18 protein-coding genes and 1 pseudogene are annotated in these 23,080 nt (G+C 37.0%); 6 read left to right on the top strand and 13 right to left on the bottom strand.

Annotation, left to right across the window (positions count from 1 at the left end; genetic code table 11):
- Positions 1-15: 15 nt before the first annotated feature.
- Positions 16-2,565: a TonB-dependent receptor gene (locus HMPREF9699_RS09715; RefSeq protein WP_002664426.1), complete on the bottom strand. Its 2,550-nt coding sequence runs from the start codon at positions 2,563-2,565 to the stop codon at positions 16-18.
- 213 nt (positions 2,566-2,778) lie between these two features.
- Between HMPREF9699_RS09715 and HMPREF9699_RS09720 the strand changes: the two genes are divergently transcribed.
- Together HMPREF9699_RS09720 and coaD are read left to right on the top strand one after the other, a co-directional pair.
- Positions 2,779-3,759, top strand: a complete 981-nt coding sequence (locus tag HMPREF9699_RS09720) for a D-alanine--D-alanine ligase (protein WP_002664427.1) — start codon at positions 2,779-2,781, stop codon at positions 3,757-3,759.
- 41 nt (positions 3,760-3,800) lie between these two features.
- Positions 3,801-4,259, top strand: a complete 459-nt coding sequence (gene coaD, locus HMPREF9699_RS09725) for a pantetheine-phosphate adenylyltransferase (RefSeq protein ID WP_002664429.1) — start codon at positions 3,801-3,803, stop codon at positions 4,257-4,259.
- Between the two features lie 73 nt (positions 4,260-4,332).
- Here coaD and HMPREF9699_RS09730 read toward each other — a convergent pair whose 3' ends face one another.
- The 11 genes from HMPREF9699_RS09730 to HMPREF9699_RS09780 form a co-directional block, all read right to left on the bottom strand.
- A complete protein-coding gene (locus HMPREF9699_RS09730) occupies positions 4,333-5,001 on the bottom strand; it encodes a DUF6261 family protein (protein ID WP_002664430.1) in 669 nt (222 codons plus the stop codon).
- A gap of 348 nt (positions 5,002-5,349) precedes the next feature.
- Positions 5,350-5,940 carry a hypothetical protein gene (locus HMPREF9699_RS09735; protein ID WP_002664431.1) on the bottom strand — a complete coding sequence of 197 codons (591 nt, stop codon included), beginning with the start codon at positions 5,938-5,940 and terminating at the stop codon, positions 5,350-5,352.
- A complete protein-coding gene (locus HMPREF9699_RS09740; RefSeq protein ID WP_002664432.1) occupies positions 5,940-6,413 on the bottom strand; it encodes a hypothetical protein in 474 nt (157 codons plus the stop codon). Before HMPREF9699_RS09740 ends, HMPREF9699_RS09735 begins: the two co-directional genes overlap by 1 nt.
- Positions 6,414-6,518: 105 nt before the next feature.
- Entirely contained in the window at positions 6,519-8,147 is a 1,629-nt protein-coding gene (groL, locus tag HMPREF9699_RS09745) for a chaperonin GroEL (RefSeq protein ID WP_002664433.1), read from the bottom strand.
- A gap of 68 nt (positions 8,148-8,215) precedes the next feature.
- Entirely contained in the window at positions 8,216-8,569 is a 354-nt protein-coding gene (locus HMPREF9699_RS09750) for a four helix bundle protein (protein ID WP_002664434.1), read from the bottom strand.
- Between the two features lie 33 nt (positions 8,570-8,602).
- On the bottom strand, positions 8,603-8,881 hold the full coding sequence (groES, locus tag HMPREF9699_RS09755; RefSeq protein WP_002664435.1) for a co-chaperone GroES: 279 nt from the start codon (positions 8,879-8,881) through the stop codon (positions 8,603-8,605).
- Between the two features lie 257 nt (positions 8,882-9,138).
- A complete protein-coding gene (locus tag HMPREF9699_RS09760) occupies positions 9,139-9,987 on the bottom strand; it encodes a hypothetical protein (protein ID WP_002664436.1) in 849 nt (282 codons plus the stop codon).
- A 27-nt stretch (positions 9,988-10,014) separates the two neighbouring features.
- A complete protein-coding gene (locus HMPREF9699_RS09765) occupies positions 10,015-12,381 on the bottom strand; it encodes a M1 family metallopeptidase (RefSeq protein ID WP_172539688.1) in 2,367 nt (788 codons plus the stop codon).
- A gap of 72 nt (positions 12,382-12,453) precedes the next feature.
- On the bottom strand, positions 12,454-14,901 hold the full coding sequence (gene priA, locus HMPREF9699_RS09770; RefSeq protein WP_002664438.1) for a replication restart helicase PriA: 2,448 nt from the start codon (positions 14,899-14,901) through the stop codon (positions 12,454-12,456).
- A 142-nt stretch (positions 14,902-15,043) separates the two neighbouring features.
- Positions 15,044-15,967: a YARHG domain-containing protein gene (locus HMPREF9699_RS09775; RefSeq protein ID WP_002664439.1), complete on the bottom strand. Its 924-nt coding sequence runs from the start codon at positions 15,965-15,967 to the stop codon at positions 15,044-15,046.
- A 12-nt stretch (positions 15,968-15,979) separates the two neighbouring features.
- Positions 15,980-16,618: a DUF2306 domain-containing protein gene (locus HMPREF9699_RS09780; protein ID WP_002664441.1), complete on the bottom strand. Its 639-nt coding sequence runs from the start codon at positions 16,616-16,618 to the stop codon at positions 15,980-15,982.
- A 214-nt stretch (positions 16,619-16,832) separates the two neighbouring features.
- On the opposite strand from HMPREF9699_RS09780, the gene HMPREF9699_RS09785 reads away from it, so the two are divergent.
- From HMPREF9699_RS09785 to HMPREF9699_RS09800, 4 genes are all read left to right on the top strand, one after another.
- Positions 16,833-17,972 (top strand): glycosyltransferase, encoded by a 1,140-nt coding sequence (locus HMPREF9699_RS09785; protein ID WP_245946132.1) that lies wholly within the window; start codon positions 16,833-16,835, stop codon positions 17,970-17,972.
- A complete protein-coding gene (locus HMPREF9699_RS09790; protein ID WP_002664444.1) occupies positions 17,956-18,519 on the top strand; it encodes an acyltransferase in 564 nt (187 codons plus the stop codon). Before HMPREF9699_RS09785 ends, HMPREF9699_RS09790 begins: the two co-directional genes overlap by 17 nt.
- Before the next feature lie 351 nt (positions 18,520-18,870).
- The gene (locus HMPREF9699_RS09795; protein WP_002664445.1) at positions 18,871-20,064 is read left to right on the top strand and encodes a glycosyltransferase; all 1,194 of its coding nucleotides are present in this window, start codon (positions 18,871-18,873) and stop codon (positions 20,062-20,064) included.
- Between the two features lie 29 nt (positions 20,065-20,093).
- On the top strand, positions 20,094-20,642 hold the full coding sequence (locus HMPREF9699_RS09800) for a serine O-acetyltransferase (protein ID WP_034985938.1): 549 nt from the start codon (positions 20,094-20,096) through the stop codon (positions 20,640-20,642).
- A 182-nt stretch (positions 20,643-20,824) separates the two neighbouring features.
- Here the strand turns inward: HMPREF9699_RS09800 and HMPREF9699_RS10860 are convergent.
- Positions 20,825-23,080 (bottom strand): annotated as a pseudogene (locus HMPREF9699_RS10860) (hypothetical protein); the annotation flags it as partial.

The following is a 23,080-nucleotide window of genomic DNA, read 5'->3' on the forward strand; positions in this document are numbered from 1 at the left end:
TGATATGAATACGATTTAAAAGTGGAATGATAAGCTGGTGGACCATGTTCTACCGAATCCGAAGTACACTCTATTTCCTGTATCTATACCTTTGTATTTTTTTCCTGTCGCATTTTTATCTCCTTCAAAAATACTTGTAGCACCATCGGCAATATAGGTGGTGTCTAATAGGTTATTCACATTTGCTCCAATGGTAAAGTATTCTTTAGAGTTTTTCAATTTCAGTTTATATGAAATCCCTACATCTAGCAAGTTATAGTCAGGCAACTGAAGTACCCCTTTATTTTGGCTGGCTTGGTTAGCGAAGGTGGCTATATCAATAGAAGAATACAACTTACCTACATATCTCCATGTACCATAAACTCTAAGGTCTTCCACTGGTTTGATGGTCATTCCTAATGAAGCTGTCAGCTGAGGAATACTATTACTTTCAGACCCTGCTACTTTTACATTATCCAGATAAAGCGTAGAAGAATTAGACCCTCCTGCTACTTCTATCGCATTATTATTTTCATCAAAAGCGGTACCTGTAGGGTTTCCTTTATATCTGAAGTCTCCTAGGGAGAACATTCCTTGGAGCTCTAGGTATTTTCCTAATTTATAGGTAGCATCTACTTCTACCCCTGTATGAAGCTGAGTAATACCGTTAATCTCTGCATATCCTCTTACAGTAGAACCATCGAGAAGGGTGAAATCTTGATTTCTTCTCAGCCAACGGTCTTTCCATTCTGTTCTATAGACATTCACATTGGCATTGAAATGGGAAGAACGGAATCCGTAGCCCAATTCAGCGGAGAAAATCTTCTCATTGGTCAATGTAGCATTCAACACCTGACGGTTACTAGGATACACTGCATTCATAAAAGGTTGCTTGCTATAATACCCAATATTGGCAAAAACATTATTATTTCTGTTGATGTTATAGTTGGCACCCCCTTTTAAGTTATAGCCTAAAATGTTTTTAAATCCTGTTTTGGTGTTTACGGTTTTACCTTGCTGAACTGTAACCCCATCTACCACGAAGTGATCTATTCTCTGGTAAGCTTGGTTAGATATAGAGCCTTGGAAGAAAGCTGAGAAACCGTCTTTAGCATACTCCACTTGTCCGAAACCGCTGTACCATAGTACCTCTCCGTCATTAGAATAACCTACTTGCTGCTCTAGTGGGGTGTTTTTCCCTCCGAATGGGTTCCAAGAAAGTTTTTTATAATCAATATTAGGAGAAGTAATCACATAAGGCGTTACATTTCCATTGTTTTTTTCTTTATAGCCATTTGCTCCGTAGAGATCAGAAATCACTTGGTAGTGATATCCATAGTAATATCTATTATCTGTACCGATGGAGAAATTCCAATGGTCATTCACCTGATGATTAAAGTTAATTAAAGCACCATACCAGTCGTGGGAGTTAATAGATGCTCTTCTCACTAACGTAGCCCCTGGGTTTGCGGTATGTGCATCTACGGCTGCATTAGCTGCAAAGATAGCATCATAGTTGATTTGTCCAGAAGCATCTAGGAAATCACTTGTTCTTTTATTGTTTACTTTTCCTATTTCTCCCAGTCCACCTCCTCTACCATTAGAGGCATAGAATACGGAGCTCAATTTAGATTTAGAATTGATATTCCAGTCCCAGTTGAGCATCATTACTGGTTTAGCGTAGAAATTCCCTCTGTTGGATAGGGCTATTTTTCTTCCGTTGTTATCAGTATAATATCCGAAGTCAGAGTTATAGCGTCTATACGGTGTGCCATCATTGGCAGGATTGTATTTAATATAATTAGCAATAGAAGGAGCATAGCTTCTTTGGTCATGCCATTGTGGTGCAGAAGTAATGGAAAACTGGAAGTTATGCTTTCTGTTCGGCTGGAAACCTAATGCGAAATAGTAAGTATATGCTTCATAGTCTGTATGGTCTATATAAGTAGAACCCGTTTGGCGTCCCATTAAGAATGAAGAAGACCATCCGTTTTCAGATTTCCCCGTATTGTAGGCAAATGAAGTTTTCAGATAGTCATTATTCCCGATGCCTAATCTCACCACTCCGCCTTTTTTCATATCGGCAGTTCTGGTGATAAAGTTCATGGTTCCTCCTACGGAAGCAATTGCCAATTTAGAAGACCCCAGTCCTCTCTGTACCTGAATGGTGCTGGTAACATCTGAAAGCCCCGTCCAGTTAGAGAAATACACTTTCCCTCCTTCCATATCATTCACAGGCATACCGTTTACCATTACCGCGATGTTTCTAGACTCAAACCCTCTCATGGTAATACCACCATCTCCGAAACCTCCACCAGACTTGGTAGCATATACGGAAGGAGTGGTGTTCAAGATTTCTGGTAATTCTTGATTCCCCAATCTTTCAATGATTTGAGCTGATCTTACATTAGATACGGCAACTGGTGTTTTTCTATCTTTTGCAATGTCCACCACCCCGCGGATAACCACCTGCTCTATGTCTTTAGAGCTAGAAAGCGTGTCTTGGGTGTTTTGTGCAAAATAGATACTCGCTGTGGATAGCGTAACTACAGATGCCAAGAGTTTTTTTCCAAACATAGTTTTCATATTATCTATTCATTATTTTTTGCAAAAATCGGTATAATTTGCCGAGTTCCTATTAACGATAAGTTAATTTTGCCCCACAAATTTCGATAAAATGACAAAAATCATAATGAGAGGTGAGAAATTAGAACTGAGAGATGAGAAAAAGCTAATGGCTAATTGCCAACAGCCTATAAAAAAATCATTACATTTGTGCATTCTCTTTAGCTTATCATCATGGAAAAGAAAAATATAGCAGTAGTAATGGGAGGTTATTCTGGTGAATACAAAGTCTCCTTAAAAAGTGGCGAACTGATTTTTGATTCTTTAGACAGAAATCTGTACCGTGTTTTTAAAGTAGTGATTTTAGAAAACGAATGGTACCTCTTGGGCGATAATGGTGAGAAATATCCCATCTTGAAAGAAGATTTTTCTGCAATGGTACATCATGAAAAAATTCGTTTTGATGTTTGTTTTAATACCATCCACGGTAAACCTGGAGAAAATGGAGAGCTCCAAGCGTACTGGAATATCATTGGGCAGAAATATACGGGCTGTAATTTCTACCAAAGTGCTTTGACTTTTAATAAAAAAGACACACTGGCAGTACTTGCCAAATACGGTGTTCCTTCGGCAGAAAGCGTCTATCTAAGAAAAGGCGAAAGCTATGATACCGATGAAATTCTGAGCATAGTGGGGCTTCCTTGTTTCGTAAAACCCAACCAAAGTGGCTCTTCACTCGGTATATCTAAGGTAAAAGCCAAGGAAGAATTTGAAAAAGCCATTGCTCTTGCATTTGATGAAGATGAGGAAATCCTCATTGAGCGTTTCTTAGATGGCACAGAAGTTTCCGTAGGTGTGGTGGACTTCCAAGGCGAAACCACTGTAGTGGGCATCACGGAAATTTTTTCTGAAAATGAATTCTTTGATTACCAAGCCAAATATGAAGGTGCTTCTCAAGAGATAACGCCTGCAAGACTAGATGATGAAACGCGTGAGAAAGTAGAAAAAATAGCTAAAAGAGCCTATGATGCTCTCGGAATGACGGGCTTTTCTAGAAGTGAATACATCATCGTAAACGGAGAACCCTATATGCTAGAAATGAATACCAACCCAGGCTTCTCCTCTGCCAGCATACTGCCCCAGCAGGCAAAGCACTATGGCATCTCTATCCAAGACCTATGCGGAAACGAGGTGGAAAAAGCATTGGCAAAGTAAATTTAGACTGCCCCCAACATGAATATTAAGATAGTATAAGAATGAAAATAGCGGTTTTTCCAGGGTCTTTTGACCCTATTACCTTAGGACATTATGATATTATAGAGAGAGCATCTTCTTTATTTGATAAGCTCATCATCGCCATTGGGCAAAACTCTCAGAAGAAATACATGTTTCCATTAGAAAAAAGAATGGAATTTATTGCCCAGTCCACGGCACATTTCGGGAATGTAGAGGTAGATCATTTTGAAGGGCTTACGGTGGATTATTGTTTAGAGAAAAACGCCCAGTTCATCCTGAGAGGACTGAGAAATCCTGCCGATTTTGAATTTGAAAAGGCCATTGCTCATACCAATAGAACCCTTGCCCACCGCAAATTAGAAACGGTATTCCTGCTCACTTCCTCGGGAAAATCTTTTATCAGCAGTAGCATTGTAAGGGAAATCATCAATCATGGTGGCGAATACGAACTGCTGGTACCGCCATCTGTACGGGTGTAGCCCTCCAGTGTAAGAAGAAAATAAAAAAGATTGCCAACACTCAGTGCATTGGCAATCTTTTTTTAGTGGTACATCAGCTATTTCTTGCGGCTTTCACCAGCTCATTGATGTCTTGATAAAGGTCTTCCCATTCGGGTAGAGATTTCATGGCAGTGAGGAAATCCAGATAAGAGCGAAGGGCTTTCTCCAAATCCTTTCTCAGGGTGGTGGCACTTGGCGTTTTGCGAAGTTCGGCATTGGCTTCGCTTTGCTCAGCGAAAAGATTTTCAAAGGCATCTTGCTTGGTTTTCAAATCTTCCCAAGCAGGGAAGATGCCTAGTGCGGTGAGTTTGGCTTTATTTTCACTTTCATTCAGCTCTTCGATGAGTTTTTTCAGTTGAGCCGTCTGGGTAGAATAGGTTTGCCTGTCCATATCCGTGCCGTAGGTTTTAATGATTTCGTACAGCTCCCTGGCTTTATCAGCATTTGGGGCGATGCTCAACTGATGATAACCGAACAAAAAGTTTCTCAGTGCTGAGAAAGCTTTGTCTCGGGCTTCGTCTGCCTCGGCTACAGATTTTCCTTTACCGCTGAATACCTGCTTGGTATAGACCACATCATACTCTGCGTATGCCTGTTCCAGTGCTGTAAGCAGCGGATGGTCTTCGGTTACTTTATACTTGCCGCCCTTAGAAGAAGCGATGACTCTCTGAACTAAAGTAGCGAGGTCTTTGGTGGATAGTCTTTGTAATGAAATTTTCATATTTTTTAGGATTTAATGGTTGAACAATACTATTTTATAACACCACCAAAGATAATAAATTTATACATTAGCTCCACCCAACTTGCAGGGACTTAATGTAAATTGACATTTAATTAAAACACCTCTGCGAGGACTTAATGTAAATTGACATTTAATTAAAACACCTCTGCGAGGACTTAATGTAAATTGACATTTAATTAAAACAACTCTGCGGGGGCTTAATGTACGCTTACATTTTATTAAACCAACTTGGGTAAACAAAACTGCAATTGCATTTTTCTTTACTCAAGTTGTGAAAATTTACCTGCAATGGAATTTTTTGGGAAAACACTTTGTAAAGAATAAAATTTAAATATCCTCTAACAAAGATTTTTTATTATTCTTTTCCAATTCTTTCTTAATTCCCATTGCCATTATAGTTGGGTTAATCGCATAAGCAACGATCCCCACTACAAACATAAGAAATAATATCATTATTATCATTTGTATAAAATCTTTCCCCCAAGATATTTGAGATAATAAAATTGTAGTGCCAAAAGAAATAACCGATAAATATAATATCAATAACAATGAAATTTCTGCTATAGACTTATCAAATGTAGATACTTTTACAACAATTTTATTTTCTTCAAATAAAAAATGGGATTTTGCTTTTCTAATACTTGCCCAAGTATAATTTTTACCCGATTTATTTTTTAGTTCTTCATACAAAGGAATTGATTTATAATTGGTAGCAATTCCTGTTCGTTCATAAAAATAGCTTTCCTCCAAATTAGGTATTACAAAACTTTTCTTAAAGTCTTTTCCGCAATTATCTAATATGAATTTTGCTTTTTCTATATTGAGCTCTTTTGCTTTTTCTTTTGTAAAAAACTGGTATAAAAACTTTAAAAAAGTTCCTACAACTGGTATTGAAAGTATTTTTATAAAAAGTTCCATTATATGTTTAAATTTTGTTTTATTGTATTAATTATTTTTTCTATCCTTTCCTCCCATTCCTCTGTCTCTTCAAAATTTTCTTGTTCTATTTTATTTATTAGTATAGTGTCGATTATATTATATCCTTTATCTTTAAGTTTTTCATAGGTATTAAAATTTTTCTTTCTTTCAAAAGATCTTGTCGATACTAACATAAACGAAATATCAATTTCCAGCTCAATACATACTTCTATAGCAAAACTAATATTTATTTTCAGTTCTGTTGGAGAACCAGCAAATACCAATATCCATTTATCTTTAACACTAATCAAATATATATTATTACATATCTTTTCTATTTTTTCTTGTTCAAGTTTCTTTTCATCCGTATTGAGTATATATATTTTCTGTGGATTTAACCTTTTACATACTTCTCTAATTGTCGTAGATTTTCCAGCATGTTGCTTTCCTTTAATGATAATTGCTTTTTTCATTTTTTTTAATCTTTTATATATTTACTATAATCTTATTTTTAGTAACAAAGACCAACAACCTTAGAGTCATTGGTCTTTTAAATTTATCGCCACAGACGCTGTCTGTTACATCATTCCTGGCATTCCGCCGCCCATTGGAGGCATTGCAGGTTCGTCTTTTTTAATTTCGGTGATTACGCACTCGGTGGTGAGGAGCATTCCTGCTACAGAAGCCGCATTTTCAAGGGCTACACGCGTTACTTTGGTAGGATCTATGATACCCGCTTCTAGCATATTCACAAACTCATCGGTTTTCGCATTGTACCCGAAGTCGCCAGAACCTTCTGCTACTTTGGCTACGATTACCGAACCTTCGCCACCTGCATTCGCTACGATTTGTCTCAATGGCTCTTCAATGGCTCTCTTCACTATTTTGATACCCGTTTGCTCATCTTGGTTGGTACCGCTAAGGTTTTCCAAAGAGCTAATGGCTCTTACCAACGCAACACCCCCTCCTGCTACGATACCTTCTTCCACCGCCGCTCTGGTAGCGTGTAGGGCATCATCTACGCGGTCTTTTTTCTCTTTCATTTCCACTTCAGAAGCAGCACCTACATAAAGCACAGCTACCCCACCTGCCAATTTCGCCAAACGCTCTTGGAGTTTTTCTCTGTCGTAATCGGAAGTCGTGCTTTCCATTTGAGCTTTGATTTGGTTCACTCTACCTTTGATTTGCTCTTCATCTCCTGCACCGTTTACAATTGTGGTATTATCTTTATCAATAGACACTTTCTCCGCTCTACCTAAAAGCTCGATAGATGCATTTTCCATCGTGAAACCTCTTTCTTCTGAAATCACCGTTCCACCTGTCAAAATGGCAATATCTTCCAACATTGCTTTTCTTCTGTCTCCGAAGCCCGGTGCTTTTACGGCTGCGATTTTCAATGAACCTCTTAATTTGTTCACCACCAAAGTAGCCAAAGCCTCGCCTTCAACCTCTTCAGAGATAATCAATAATGATTTTCCTTGTTGAGCCACTGGTTCTAGCACTGGCAACAATTCTTTCATCGAAGAGATTTTTTTCTCTACCAAAAGAATGTAAGGGTTGTCCAACTCTGCTACCATTTTCTCTGGATTAGTTACGAAATATGGCGACTGGTACCCTCTATCAAACTGCATACCTTCTACCACATCTACGGTAGTATCAATTCCTTTGGCTTCCTCTACAGTGATAACGCCCTCTTTACCTACTTTTCCAAACGCCTCTGCGATAAGCGAACCGATGGCCTCATCGTTATTAGCAGAAACCGAAGCCACTTGCTTGATTTTTTCGTTAGAAGCTCCTACTTCTTGAGATTGAGATTTTAGGTTGTCCACTACGGTAGCAACGGCTTTGTCAATTCCTCTTTTTAAGTCCATTGGGTTGGCTCCAGCAGCTACATTTTTAAGTCCCTCACGAACGATAGCCTGTGCCAAAACAGTAGCGGTAGTAGTTCCGTCTCCTGCCAAATCATTGGTTTTAGACGCTACTTCTTTCACCATCTGAGCTCCCATATTTTCTACACGGTCTTCCAGCTCTATTTCTTTCGCTACGGAAACTCCGTCTTTGGTTACATGCGGAGCTCCGAATGATTTTTCAATCACTACATTACGACCTTTTGGTCCCAAAGTTACTTTTACTGCATTCGCCAATGCATCTACCCCTCTTTTTAACGCGTCTCTTGATTCAATATCAAATTTAATTTCTTTTGCCATTTTTGTTATGCTTTAGGCGGTTGGCAGTTAGCTATTGGCTTATAGATATTTGCCTTTCCGCTGAATTATTATTTTGTTAATGTATTTCTGAATGCTACCAATTGTTTTTTGACGATAACTAATTCTTGATGTAAAATTTCAAAATCTTCTTGATTTAAATATTCCAAATCCTTAGCGAGAAGCAATTGGTTTTCTGCTTCGTTTGAAGAGCCAAGAGCGATATTGAGAAAATTTGCAAACTCTTTATCAGAACTTCGCCCTGCTCCCTCCGAAATATTATAAGAAATAGAAGCGAAAGAGCGTCTGATTTGTGAAACCAAGCCAAACATTTCTTCTTTTGGAAAAGTTTTAGTGACTTGATAAATTTTCAAAACCAACTGATGACTCAACTGCCATACTGTGAATTTTTTGAAATCTCTCATAATTAAAAGCTATCCGCCAATAGCTAATCGCTATTAGCCAAGAATTCCTAACAGGTCAGACTCTCTAACTATCAAATATTCTTTACCGTCTAATTTAAGTTCTGTTCCTGCGTATTTTCCGTAAAGGACTTTATCACCTACTTTTACGGTAAGTGGCTCGTCTTTTTTACCTTCTCCTACGGCTACTACTACGCCCTCTTGTGGTTTTTCTTTCGCTGTATCTGGGATAATAATTCCTGATGCTGTTTTCGTCTCTGCGGCTACTGGCTCTACCAACACTCTGTCCGCCAATGGTTTGAAATTTACTGACATATTTTTATTTTTTATAAGATTACAATGATTAAAGAATTGAAAAAAACGGTAATGGTACTACTGAAGGATTACTACATCCCCAAATTATCTCATTACCCAATTTCCAAATCTCATTTATCAATTACCTCGTTCTTCCCCTCCAATATTTTGCCAAAGCATGATTTAAAATAAATTCAGAAATTTTGGCAGATTTGGAGTAAAGTAGCAATGATTTTTTGGCAGAAAAAAGCTCTCAAAAATTGAGAGCTTTTGTTTCATTAGGGTTGGGTACATTTTTCATTAAAATCGGTTACAAAGTTCCTGAAACCTTCGGAGCTTTTTTCCACATTATTTTTCAGTGCTATTTCCAGCTTCTCACTGCGTGTTTTTCCCGTTTGTTTGGCAATTTTCCAAGATTCTTTTAGCATATTATCGGTCTGTTCTCCATATTCTTTAATGGAAACATAGAGTGAGAAATATTTGTCCAATAACTCATCTTGAGGCATAGCGTTAAACTCTGGACAATCTTTAATAACCTCTTTAATGACATGATAAAATTTACTTCTAAATTTTTTCATATTAAACACATCGGCCACTCCTATATCATAAGGCATATAGGCATCCGTTTCTGAATCTAATCTTAAATACCCATCAAAAACCCGTTGGTTTAATGTTACCCCATACAAATTAAGTTTGCCTTTAATCATCAATGGTAAAAGTACCAAATCTCTTTTGTCCTTTTTTTGTCCTTTAGAATTATACCTTACCACCTCCAGCTTTTCATGAAAACTTAAACGAGTAGGGTCTTCGTAATCTGAAAAAACAACATACTTCACTTCTTTTAGATGAACTTTTTTAAAGCCTAATTTAGGATTTTCAAAGAAGTAAAGTGTTTCATTGCTAAGTGCCCAAATATTGGAATGATCTTTTTCATTGTAACGCATAATGCCATTAGAAAAATAATGACTTGCGATATAACCTTTCTTCGTAGTGCCATCTTTAAGGGTAATTTCAGCTTTTCCATAGCCTTTTCTTTTCGCTATTTCATCAAAGTGCTCTTGCCCTAATAGAGATAACGATGCAGTCATCACCACGAGATAAACCGTTTTAAGTAATTTTTGAATCATAATCATCTTGTTGATTAATGGTTACTATTATTTTTTTTCTGCCGCCTGCATAGGATTTAGCCTACCATCAGATGCTCCTCGGGTGGTTGCCTTTTGAGATTTAAACACTTCAAACTCAGAAGTAGGCTCAGATAGTTCTCCCCAATAGTTATTAGAAGTATCTATATCTGCTGTTTCACGCATAGGGTCTAATTGTATTGACTTTAATTTTTTGTCAAAATAATAAGTAAGCGATACACTCTGCTCATTCTTTCTCCAAATCTGAGCTGATTTTTTATCCTTTAGTTTCGTGCCATCTTCAAAGGTAAATTCAAGGATGATAGGCATTACCATTCCTCCGATGTTTTTAAAATCGATTTGGTAAGCGGTAATATTTTGAGCTTTTACTTTTTCTGTAGCACTCAGTGGTGCGGTAGCAGGAATAGTTTGGTAATGTATCTTTTCGGTATCCACCGTTTCTTGTCCTCGGGCATAGCGATAATAAAAATCTTGTGTTTCTGGAGTCTCCTCTACATAGTATTTTAGGGTAGCATCTGCCTGATTTCGGATTTTAGAAATATCCTCAAAAGCATTGAGCCTTGGTTTTTCCACCTTGTACTGAATCATTTTTTGTTTCAGCTCGGGATTCACATGAGCAGTAGCCACGGTTACTTTTTCTATACCAATGTCCACAGGGTCTGTACCGTAAAACCAGCCTCTCCAAAACCAATCGAGATTCTCTGCACTGGCATCATTCATCGTTCGGAAAAAATCGGCTGGTTCGGGGTGCCTGAAAGCCCATCTTTTGGAATAAGTTTTAAAAGCGGAATCAAACAACTCCCTACCCATAATGGTTTCTCTAAGGATATTCAGCCCTGTGGCGGGTTTTGCGTAGGCATTAGGCCCGAAATGAATGATGTTTTCGGAATTGACCATAATAGGTTCCAGTTGGTCTTTCGGCAGTTTCATATAGTCCACAATCGTCCATGCAGGTCCTCGTTTAGAGGGAAATTTAGAGTCCCATCTCTCTTCCGTAAGATATTCTACAAAGGTATTGAGGCCTTCATCCATCCAGCTCCATTGTCTTTCATCGGAATTGATAATCATCGGAAAAAAATTATGCCCTACTTCATGGATAATAACGCCTATCATACCGTATTTCGTTGCTTCAGAGTAGGTGCCATCTTTTTCCGTTCGCCCATAATTAAAACAAATCATCGGATATTCCATACCATTGGCCGCTTCAATAGATTGTGCCACTGGATATGGATACGGAATGGTGTATTCTGAGTAAGTTTTAATGGTATGAGCTACAGCATGGGTAGAGAATTTACGATAAAGATGATAGGCTTCCTTGGGGTAAAGGCTCATCGCCATTACCTTATTATTATTTTCAGGGATAAGTACTTTCATCCCGTCCCAAATAAATTTTCGGGAGGAAGTCCAAGCAAAATCACGAACATTTTTCGCTGAGAATTTCCAAATTTTTCTCTCCTTAGATTTGGATTTCTCCGCCTTTTCGGCTTCTGCTAAAGTAACGATTTCTATGGGCTGGTCAGCATTTTGTGCTTGTTGCCATCTTTGGTACTGTGCTGGGGTAAGCACTTCTTTAAAATTAAGTCCCTCGCCAGTACTCGCTACGATATGGTCTGCGGGTACATTCATACTCACAGTATAATCTCCGAAAGGCAGTGCGAACTCTCCACGACCTGTAAATTGATTATTTTGCCAACCTTTAAAATCACTATACACACACATTCTGGGGAACCATTGAGTAATGGTATAGAGGTCATTACCGTCTTCGGGGAAATATTCATAGCCTCCTCTTCCTCCTTTCTCTATTCGATTAGGAATTTTATAGTTCCACTCAATTTTAAAGCTCACTTTTCCTCCTTTTTTTAGAGTCTTAGGGAGGTCTATTCTCATCATAGTTTTATTCACCATGTAATGCAGTGGCTTACCTTTGGCATCGGTAACCTTAGTAAGATTTACACCATAGCCATTGTCTTGTACGGGCAAATCTGTAGGTCTGAGTTTTTCAATGGTAGTGGTTTTAGGCAATGTAGAAGAAGCCTCATATCCTGCATTTTTTACCGAAGACTGTTGGTTTTCATCCAATTGGAGCCAAAGATAATCTAAATCATCTGGAGAATTATTATAATAAGTCACCGTCTCTGAGCCATACAGCACTCTTTTATCTTCATCTAAATACGCCTGAATATTATAATCAGCACGATTTTGCCAATACGCCTGTCCTGGTGCCCCAGAAGCCGTTCTATAGGCATTAGGTGTAGGAAGAATAGTACCGAGCTGTTCAAATTTATTTCCGTGATTGCTCCCCGGATTATTTTGGATATTTTGTCCTAAAATAGTGGCTGAAATTACAGTAGTTATCGTGATAAAATATTTTTTCATAGCTAAGAATGATTCAGCCAAAGATAAGCCATTTCCCTTAAAAAATGAAAATACAATTACTAAAAACGCTTACTAATAATCTACCAACACATATTTTTTAACCGATTTATACGCATCAATGGTGTCTAATTCTTCCAAAGCGTATTCCAAATGTTTTTTCATTTCCACAAATTTATTTTTGGGGAGTTTCAATAAAATTTGATACTGATACATCAGATTAAGTTTGGGAATAGGAGATTTACTAGGCCCAAAAATACAAGGCTCAGGAATATGATTTCTTAAAATATGTGCTAAAAAATCCATAGCCTTCCTCGCTTTATCTTCATTCCTATGCTTAAACTCCACTAAAATAAGCCGAGTAAAGGGAGGGTAATTAAATTTTTTTCTTTCGTCCAAAAGATACTGATAAACCGAATGATTGTCCTGATGCTGTGCCGTAATAAATACCTGATGCTGAGGATTCAATGCCTGAATAATGATTTTCCCTTGCCCCGAGCTGCGTCCTGCCCTACCGGCCACCTGATGAATGAGCTGATACGCTCTTTCTTCTGCTCTAAAATCTTGAAAATAAAGCAAATGATCTGCTCTAGGAATTACTACTAAATCTACCGCATCAAAATCTAACCCCTTAGACATCATCTGTGTACCCACGATGATTTGCGTTTCTCCGTTTTCTATTTTTTCATACAATCTTTCGTAAGCAAATTTCTTTCGCATGGCATCAATATCCATTCTATCAATGGCAAAATCAGGAAATACGCTTTGTAATTCCTCATGAATTTTCTCCACCCCTATCCCTTTAGAGTTGAGATTTTTAGAACTGCATTTAGGACATTCCGTAGGCCGAACTGCACGATGACCACAGTAATGACATTTCAGTTCATGGGCTGTTTTATGGTAAGTCATCACCACATCACAATTAGAACAATAGGAAACAAAGCCACAAGTTTCACATTCTATGACGCTAGAATATCCTCGCTTATTATGCAACACCATTACCTGTTTATGATGCTTCACGGCTTGGTCTATGTATTCCAAAGTAAGGGCAGTAAAATTACCCACCATTTTCTTCTGCTCCTGAAACTCTTTGATTGATTGGATATAAAATTTAGGTAGCTCTACCTCTCCAAATCTTTTTTTGAGGCTTACCATTGCCATTTTTCCCTTTTGGGCGAGATAATAACTCTCTAACGAAGGTGTGGCAGAGCCCAAAATCACAGGGGCATTCATTATTTTACCCAAAACAATGGCTGCATCCTTGGCATTAAAATACGGCTGTACTTCTCTAGGGCGATAGTTGGCATCATGTTCTTCATCCACCACAATAAGCCCTAAATGACTAAGGGGTAAAAAGAGTGCAGCTCGTGTACCTATGACCACTTTAATTTCCCCTTTTAGAATTTTTTGCCAAATTTCTACTTTCTCAAAATCAGTAAGTTTACTATGGTAGCTCACAATCGCTTTGCCATACTTCTTTTCTAGCCTAAGGAGGATGTGTTTCGCTAAGCTAATTTCCGGCACCAAGTACAAAGCCGTTTTTCCATGTTCTAAAACCTCCTGTATTTTTTCAGCATAAATATGTGTTTTTCCCGATGAAGTAACACCATGAAGCAAGACATTTTGATTTTGCCCAAAAGCGGTATTAATTTGAGACAAAGCATCTTGCTGTTCATCCGTCAGCTGATCTAGAATTTCCGTATCCCCCTCATACTGCCCCAGTCTACTTTCCTGCATGGTAAATTCTTCTACCCATTTTTTATCCACCAAAGCATTCAGCTGAGTCTGTGAAAAAACAATTTGCTGATGAAGCATTGATTTTTTCAGTGGCAGTGTTGGGTTTTCAGTTTCATAATCCACCAAGTAAAGTAAAATTTCCTTTTGTTTAGGTGCTTTTTTCAGCTGGGCAAGAATGGCAGGTAAATCACTAAAAACCTGTGCCCTATTTTTTAACCGAATGTATTTTACTTCTTTAGCATTGTATTGCTCTATTACTTTCTCATCAATGACAATATATTGTAAATCAATAAGTGATTTTACCGTCTCCACAATGTTTTTTCTTGGAATAAAAGCTTCCATCTCTTTGAGGCTGACCAATTGTCTTACTTCCAAATTTTGAATAAGATAAAGCTCATTGGCATCTAAATTCTGATGATCTATCTCTGCACCAGGTTTTAGGCTTACATAGGTTTCACTCTCTAATTTTAGAGACGATGGAAAAGCAAAACGATAAATCTCTCCCAAAGAACAAAGGTAATACTCCGAAAGCCATTGCCAAAAATTCAAATGCTGAGCCGAGAGGATGGGCTGCTGATCTAAAACACTAAGAATAGCTTTAGCGTGGTATTCTGTGGGAGCGTCATTATGCAGTGCAAAGACAATTCCCGTATAGATTTTTTTTCCTCCGAAAGGCACCAAAACTCTACATCCTCTTTGAATAGCAGAACGCTCTTGTACAGGTACTTCATAGGTAAATGTTCCCTTCATGGGTAAGGGCAATACCACTTCCGCAAATAATTCCATAGAAACAAATGTAGGAAATATTATTGATAAATCCTCCACGCCAAAAAGGCACCCCTCTTTAGGAAAGAGGGGCTAATACCTTTGTAAAACAAAAATCTCAAAAAGTAATACTATTGAAAAGTATATTCTGTATTAAAAATCATTATCTCCCAAAAGAGTCATAATGATCTTCAGCATATTTTATCATTCGATTAAGGAGGATGACATTATCTTTTTCCAATTGAGAAAGCCTATCATCCACATTATTATACATTGGGATATACCAGTCTGTGTGCTCAAAAAACTGACGGTAAGTGTATTTTTTAAACGAATACCCATGTCTAGCAAAAATCATATTTTTAATGATTTCCATATCCAGCTTTCTGAGGTTTTTCAAATCTTTCTCTGTAAGTTTTTGTGTAGAAGCATTGATTTTAAACACGGCATCTGATGCTATTCTCTGTTGCAAATCTGTAAATTGTTCTTCCATTCCCGTATCTGGATCTATATATTTAGAAATAAACTCCTTAGGATTATCCCAATCAATAAGTTCAGAATCTTTATCCAGCATCAAATTAGGATTGTACTCAAAGTTTCTTTTGACCAGACGAACCAGCTTTTTAGGAATCTTCACCGCAGATGTATCATACACCATCCATTTGCCTACGAGGCTATCTCCACGAAGCTGGAGTTCAAATTTGCCATCGGTTTTATCATCTCCAGGCTCATTAAGGGTAAATGATTTAGCCTCGGAATCAAACACTCCTACAAATGGTCTTTGATTCCCTGTTACTATACTATGTCCATACACTGAATCATGGGCTATGCGGTTAATTTTAATAGAAATTTTCTTGTAGGCAAGACGATGATCTACAGCTTCATAATCATCACTGCCCTCCGAATAATCTACCTCAAAGTCTCCAGAGTAAATTCCGTACAACTCTGGATGCTCCTCTACCATTACTGTATCTTTTTTTTCTAACATTGGCGTTTCTACCACTGCTGCTTTTTCTGGAGATTTTTCCTTTTTACAGTTCCACATCATAAAAGATATGAACACCAAAAATACCATCGTACTTCTTTTCATATTATTTCAAGTTTAAATGATTCTTCTTTTAATTAAATATTCTACCAATAAGAGATTAGGCACCCAGCCAAGCCACGCTATGATTTGATAAGTATCCATAGGAGGTAGTTGAAAAAAATAAACAATGATAACCTTCCACATCCTCAGTGTAAGTGCCGATACTGATAAAGCAAAGCTTCTCCACATCCACCGCTTATGTGCGGTAAAATCTTTTTGCCTTGCGGTTTGGTTCGCTTTAAAGGTAGTCCACCACCACAATATCCCCAAAATGAGAAATGCGACTACTGATAGCTCACCGCCATTGGCATGTATTCCCATATAAATACCTGAAGGTGCTGCAAAAACCAATAAAAGAAACACATACCCCTTGCCTACCCATCGGTGGAAATGATAAATTCCAAAATTTATTCTCAATAAAGCTATGAACCCTAAGAGCAATACAAAAATGCTGGTGTACACATGGATATAAAAGATAGGAAGATATTCTGGATAGGCTTCTACCTCGGTTTGTTTTATCATTAAAAAGCCTACATCTGGACGAGCTGGAACATACTCCAGAGTAATCCTTAGCATCAGCCAAAAGAAATATAAAAACGCAATAATGAAAAGCGTTTTGATAGAAATCATAGTATATTTTTTGGTGATGAACATCCTGATTTTTCTTGTAAAGTTAGTAATATTTCATTACATAACAAAATCATTTCATCCCAAATAATACCCTATTTTCTCTAACAAAAATCATCCATTATTTGATTTTATGACTATTCATTTTCATACCTTTGCAAGAAATTAATCAATGGGGGATTAAATGAAATTGGATAACACACAAAATAAAAAAATAAAAGTACTTTTTAGACATCGTTCTATGGAAATGGGAGGGGTGGAGAAAGTTTTATTAAGTATGCTGAACAACCTTGATAGGAACAAGTTTGATATTTCTCTTTGCCTTAACTTAAATCAAGGAGAGCTGAGAAATACAATTCCTTCCTTTATTCCTACTACAATACTGGCAAGAGGAAAAGAAGATTTTCCGAAAAATAAAATATTGAATAAACTATGTCTGATTGTACGAGGACTAAAATTGGCTTTGTATCGAAAATTTCCTTTTATTGTTGATCGATTTATTTTAAAAAACGAAGCCGATATAGAAATAGCAACTGGCTACACGATGTTTTCTGATGTACTAAATTCATCCAACAAAAAATCAAAAAAAATAGGCTGGTTTCACTCGGATATTACATTTCCCAAGCTACAACCTATTGTACCTCAACTTTTAAATCAAATTCCCCAATTTGATTACTTTATTTTCGGTTCTCAACAGGCTAAAGATATTATGATTAAAACATATCCCAAAGTCCAACTTCCGCCACATCAAGTGATTTTGAATGCTATTCCCATGGAAGAGCTAAAGGAAAAGGCAAAAACTTTTTCTCCTGATTTTGAAACGACATCTCCCATTTTTGTATCAGTTGGCAGATTGCATTCCAGAAAAGGACATCATAAACTTTTGGAAGCTCACGCAAAACTTTTAAAAGATGGATTTTTGCACCAAGTTATCGTTATTGGAGACGGAGAAGAAAGAGAAACACTCACCCAACGAATACATCAACTTGGCGTTCAGAGCTCCTTCCTATTATTAGGTGCTCTACTTAATCCATACCCATATATCAAAAATGCAGACTTTTTCATCATGCCTTCCGAATCTGAGGGGTGGCCTTTGGTTATAGCCGATGCTCTCATCCTTCAAAAACCCATCATATCGACGCAGGTAGGTGGTATCCCAGAGATGATTACTCATAAAAAAAATGGCTTTCTTACCCAGTACGATACCCAATCACTTTATGAAGCTATGAAAGAATTTCTTACAAACCAATCATTAATCTCCCACATACAAGAAAATCTCAAGGAGTCCGAAAAGCAGTTTGATAATCAAAAAATCTTTCAAAGTGTAGAGCGTATTTTAATAGAACTTGCAACTAAAAAACATTATGAATCTAGTCTATAGAATAATCATAAAAGTCCATAGCTTATGGGCTTTATTGTACCACAAGGCTTATGTAAAAATTTGCAAATCCAGAGGTTTAAAATTAGGGAAAAACGTTATTCTCATTGGAACACCAGATTTTGGCTCGGAACCCTATCTCATAGAAATTGGAGATAAAACAAAAATTACGGATGGTTGCCGATTCATCAATCACGATGGAGCTATGTATGTCATCCGAAATATGGAAACCTACGCCGATGCCAGAAATTTTGGACGTATAAAAATAGGAAAAAACTGTTTTATAGGTAATGGCTGTACTTTTTTACCAGGTTCAAAAATGGGAGATAATTGCATTTTAGGTGCAGGTTCCATTCTTAATTCAACTATGCCCGATAACACAGTATATGCTGGCATTCCTGCTAAATTCATTTGCACTATAGAAGAATATGGAAATAAAGCATTAAAGAACAATACGCTATACCCAAGAAAACTAGAACAGAACCGTGCAGATTTAGACCGATATATTTCCGAAAATTTACCTTATAAGTATAAATCCTTAAAAAAATAAATCACTAAAAAACAAAAGAGTTACATGCTTTTAAACCCTATAAAATTTGCAATATTACTCCCATCATATTTTCACTATATGAGTTTATATTTCGGGATTATTAAACATATGTAGCTATAAACAAAACACATGAATATTAATATATTATATCGAATACGATTAATTTAAGAGTTTAAATACTTCCAGTAAATATACCAAATCAGCAGTACCTATATTTTATATAGTATATAGAAGAAAATTGAAAGTTTATTCTTTATGGCTATAACAGGAGGTTTATTTTCTCTCTTTTACACTTTCCAGAAACTAAGCTAATCCATGAATAACATTTACCGAAAATTTAAAAAAGTAAAAATGCCAAAGAAAAAAATTCTCATTCGTATAGGGTCACTTAGGCATGGTGGTGCAGAAAAAGTCTTGGCTACCTTTCTTAAAAACCTACCGCCAGAGAAGTATGAAATTGACTTGCTACTCAATCTGTATTCGGGAAAATACCTCGCGGAAATTCCGTCTTGGGTTAATATTTTGTACCTCAACAAAGGGGAAATGATTACCACCAATCGCCCACAAGACATCCCAAGGAAAGCCTTTCGAGTAGTGTACCAATCTTTACTGAAAAAATTTCCAAAATTACTTTACAATGGCATTTTGAAAGGTAAAAAATACGATATAGAATTTGCCGCAATTCACGGATTTAGAGATGAAGTTCTCAATTCTCCATTGAAAAATTCTAAGAAAATCGTGTGGATTCATAATGATTTGCGTAAAACGGAGTTTCACAATTATACCGATGCCGAAATCCGAAAATTCTTTGGCTTTGATAAAATTATGGTCATTTCTGAGCATATTCAGAAAGACTTTGAAAACCTTGCTCTATCTGAAGATGAAAAAAAACGCATCGTTCGGATTTACAACCCTTTGGATACCGAAGAGATTTTAAATAAAGCACAAGAAACGATAAGCAATGATGAAACTAAAAAAAATCAAGCGACTTCCAACCTGCTCCAACCTGCTCCAACCTCCTTGCCCACATTTCTTTCCGTAGGCACCGTTTTTCCACAAAAAGGATTCGATAGGCTATTGAGAGTACACAAAAGATTATTGAACGAGGGCTTTCCTCATCGAGTGATGATTATAGGGGACGGTTATGATTTCAAGAATATTCAGCAACTCAAATCAGAATTAGGGGTAGATGAAACTGCTACGATGCTCGGCTTTACAGATAACCCGTACCCTTATTTTAAAAAAGCGGATTATTATGTGCTCAGTTCCCGATACGAAGGCTTCCCTACCGTACTTTTTGAGGCGATTACGCTGAAGAAAAACATCATCGCTACCGATGTTTCGGGCGTTCGGGAAATGTTGTTAGACGGAGAGCTGGGACACATTGTAGAAAATTCGGAAGAAGGGATTTATCAAGGAATGAAACAAGCCCTTGCCCACCCCGAAAGTTTTGAAATTTACCAAGAAAAATTACGGAACTACGAAATGCCTTTTACTCTGGAAAATGCTGTGAAATCCATTATGAATATTATTGATGATTTGTAAAGGTTACCTTGCACCAAAATAGTATTGCTATGAAAACCATCCTACAAAAAGACTTCTACCGAGAAAGCGGACAGTGGCTCACTCATTTTCAGATACTCAAGAAATGTTTTAGCCCGAATTTGCATTTTATTTACCTCCTTAGAAAAGCACAAAAACACCATAAAATTCCTATTTTAGGAATGATATGGCGATTGATTTTAAGACATTATCAAATCAAATACGGATTTCAAATTTACCCCGAAACCCAAATCGGGGAAGGATTTTATCTTGGGCACTGGGGAGCTTTGGTCATTAACCCGAAAGCGAAAATAGGCAGAAATTGTAATATTGCCCAGGGCGTAACCATAGGTCAAGCCAACAGAGGGAAATCCATTGGTGTTCCCGAAATAGGAGATGAAGTATGGATAGGTGCTAATGCCGTGATAGTGGGTGGAATTACCATTGGTAATAATGTACTCATCGCTCCAAATGCATATGTAAATACCGATGTTCCCGCTAATTCTGTAGTCATGGGAAATCCTGCCCAAATCATTCCAAAAGAAAATGCTACGGAAGGTTATATTAATCATCGAGTTTAATGATTAAATTCGTCTTAAACTTTAAAAAATCACTTTGCCAAAGTTTAATGATTTTAATAATTAGAAGTTGGAAATTAGAATTTGGAAGTTAGAAATCTAACTACCAATGGCTAGAAGCTAAAAACTCACTATCATAAAAAAAGCCCTATCAGAATTACAATTCCGATAGGGCAAAATAAAATTTATTGGATGAGCTTTTCTAATTTCTGTAGACGAGATTCAAATGCTTCTTTTTGAGCTTTTAACTCCTCTTTTAGTTGCTTTGCTTCTTTCTCTTTCTCCATGAGATGCAAATAAAGCTCTTCTATTTTCTCTACATTGGTCAGCTGCGTTTCCATTAAATCTACATAACCTTGTGCCTTAATGGTTTCCGCAGATTTATACCCTGGTAAATGTCCATTCGCTTTTACAAAATCTTCTACTTGGCTCAATGATTTAAAGTTATAATCTGCCTTGATAGAAGAAGTCCCTGTATAGTACTTTTGGAATACATAATCTGGGAAGATGGTAGCTCCATTGGTACCCATAAATGAAGATGCATGTACTTTACCATCATCTAAAATACTAACCGCATTTGAACGAGTAGAACCATCCGAATTTACAGCAAGTTTAATGGAATTATTAGTAACATCTTCCGTCCATAAGCTGGCTAATGTAGTTACATCATTAGTACCTATTTTTAACACTCCATTCGCATCTGCATACACATGACGATTACCTGCATTACTTGCTAAAGAAGATGACTTAATTTTACCCGCCACATCGAGTTTTTCAGATGGAATCTGTATTCCAATTCCCACATTACCTGTTTCACTTCTAAAATGAAAACGCTTCGTTTCATCTGCATCTTGATTATTAAAGAATACATCTCCTCCATGAGGGTTAATTGCAAATAACGAAACAGCCCCATTATTTCTTGATTGCAATTCATTGTTGTCCAAAGCTAAATTAACTCCTGTTTTATTACCTATCATAAAAGCGGCGTCACTTTGCAAATCTACATCATTTACAGTACGAATCTCTATTCTATCTCCAAATGAATTAACCCCAGCCTTAGTATAAATTGCATAATTACTAGCTGTTCCTTTGTTTACATCTGCAAGATGAATACCGTACATATTAGACGGTGCAAAAGAATCTGTCAAATTATGAGCAAATCTAAAACCATAAATATCTCCAACAACAGCCGCACTTCCATAATTTCGAATATAAGTTTCTACACCTGCATGGTAAGGAATGGTTGCTCCCTCATTAATATAAGCAGTAAAAAGCCCACCATATCCTCTGTTTTGAATAATAGAGTTTGTTTTATAATCTGTTATTGCATATAATCCCCTTAGGTAATTAGTTGTAGAATTTTTTCTATTATCAACTCTTATTCTTGTTCCCACTAATTCTGAGACTGAAAGTGAAGGATCTATTATCCCCATTACTTCATGATTATTACTTGAAGCTACAGTAAATTCCCCTCCATAGATATTTTTGGCTGTTCCATAATTATGAGTATATCCTTTTACACCTACCAAATAATTTACTTTGGAAGTAGGAAAGTTTCTTGCTACAAAATCTCCTCCAAAACCAAAATTTGTCTCGACACCTGTATTGGCACTTCCCAGAGCAACCTCTCCTGACATAGCTCTTACAGCATTAACTTTAGCTGTAGCACCAGCATTTCCATATATATCTGCTACAGCCCTACTAGCGAATAAATTGTCTGTCGTAGAATCAAAATCTTTAGCAATAAATCTTTCTAATTTTCCAACATATTCTTTTTTTCCTGCCGCTTCTCCTGAAACAGTATGTTCATTTTCTAGCAAATAAATTCCTTGATTAAATGTAAACAATCCTTTTTTCCCATCTGCATTATCATTTCCTAATGTACTATTGGCGGGTAACATCGTAGATTTTATCAAAGTACTATAAGGTACTTCTTTTTCATCGTACCCAAAATTTCCAGGTACTACCCAACGAGTATCATTTTTAGTAATACCGCCTAAATTTACTTGAAAACCTTTATCATTTCTATAGCCAATAAAATTACTATTCGCATCCGCTGGTTTCAGATAAGTTTCTGTAACTCCACCATTATCCCTCTGAGCCCAAAGTTGGTCAGTAACATCACTCCCCGCTTTCACCCACTCAGTACCGTTGTAATAATAGTACCCTTTTTCCGTAATCTTCGCTACTTTAGGGTCATTACCTGTATAAGAAGAAATAGGCGAAGTAGTTTCATCCGTAGCATACACTAAAGTACCTTCTACAGGAGTTTCAATATTAGCAATTCTCGTTTTGCTTAGCTTCGGGGCAATAATCCCTTCGTTAGTGGTGGCTTCTTTCTGAGCATTGGCTGTACTTGGGCGGATGTCCATCGTAGCACTTGGCTCTATGGTGTTTACCCCTACTTTACCCTTGTAAGGGTCTTGCTGCTGTTGCTGTGC

The organism is Bergeyella zoohelcum ATCC 43767, from assembly GCF_000301075.1.
GTDB classification, from domain to species: Bacteria; Bacteroidota; Bacteroidia; order Flavobacteriales; family Weeksellaceae; genus Bergeyella; species Bergeyella zoohelcum.

Coding starts and splice junctions, on each gene's coding strand:
- HMPREF9699_RS09740 (WP_002664432.1), bottom strand. CDS start 6,413: ATGAAAAAAGCAATTATCATTAAAGGAAAGCAACATGCTGGAAAATCT.
- groL (WP_002664433.1), bottom strand. CDS start 8,147: ATGGCAAAAGAAATTAAATTTGATATTGAATCAAGAGACGCGTTAAAA.
- HMPREF9699_RS09765 (WP_172539688.1), bottom strand. CDS start 12,381: ATGAAAAAATATTTTATCACGATAACTACTGTAATTTCAGCCACTATT.
- HMPREF9699_RS09795 (WP_002664445.1), top strand. CDS start 18,871: ATGCCAAAGAAAAAAATTCTCATTCGTATAGGGTCACTTAGGCATGGT.
- HMPREF9699_RS09785 (WP_245946132.1), top strand. CDS start 16,833: ATGGAAATGGGAGGGGTGGAGAAAGTTTTATTAAGTATGCTGAACAAC.
- HMPREF9699_RS09750 (WP_002664434.1), bottom strand. CDS start 8,569: ATGAGAGATTTCAAAAAATTCACAGTATGGCAGTTGAGTCATCAGTTG.
- groES (WP_002664435.1), bottom strand. CDS start 8,881: ATGTCAGTAAATTTCAAACCATTGGCGGACAGAGTGTTGGTAGAGCCA.
- HMPREF9699_RS09780 (WP_002664441.1), bottom strand. CDS start 16,618: ATGTTCATCACCAAAAAATATACTATGATTTCTATCAAAACGCTTTTC.
- HMPREF9699_RS09715 (WP_002664426.1), bottom strand. CDS start 2,565: ATGAAAACTATGTTTGGAAAAAAACTCTTGGCATCTGTAGTTACGCTA.
- coaD (WP_002664429.1), top strand. CDS start 3,801: ATGAAAATAGCGGTTTTTCCAGGGTCTTTTGACCCTATTACCTTAGGA.
- HMPREF9699_RS09730 (WP_002664430.1), bottom strand. CDS start 5,001: ATGAAAATTTCATTACAAAGACTATCCACCAAAGACCTCGCTACTTTA.
- HMPREF9699_RS09775 (WP_002664439.1), bottom strand. CDS start 15,967: ATGAAAAGAAGTACGATGGTATTTTTGGTGTTCATATCTTTTATGATG.
- HMPREF9699_RS09735 (WP_002664431.1), bottom strand. CDS start 5,940: ATGGAACTTTTTATAAAAATACTTTCAATACCAGTTGTAGGAACTTTT.
- HMPREF9699_RS09720 (WP_002664427.1), top strand. CDS start 2,779: ATGGAAAAGAAAAATATAGCAGTAGTAATGGGAGGTTATTCTGGTGAA.
- HMPREF9699_RS09800 (WP_034985938.1), top strand. CDS start 20,094: ATGAAAACCATCCTACAAAAAGACTTCTACCGAGAAAGCGGACAGTGG.
- HMPREF9699_RS09790 (WP_002664444.1), top strand. CDS start 17,956: ATGAATCTAGTCTATAGAATAATCATAAAAGTCCATAGCTTATGGGCT.
- HMPREF9699_RS09760 (WP_002664436.1), bottom strand. CDS start 9,987: ATGATTCAAAAATTACTTAAAACGGTTTATCTCGTGGTGATGACTGCA.
- priA (WP_002664438.1), bottom strand. CDS start 14,901: ATGGAATTATTTGCGGAAGTGGTATTGCCCTTACCCATGAAGGGAACA.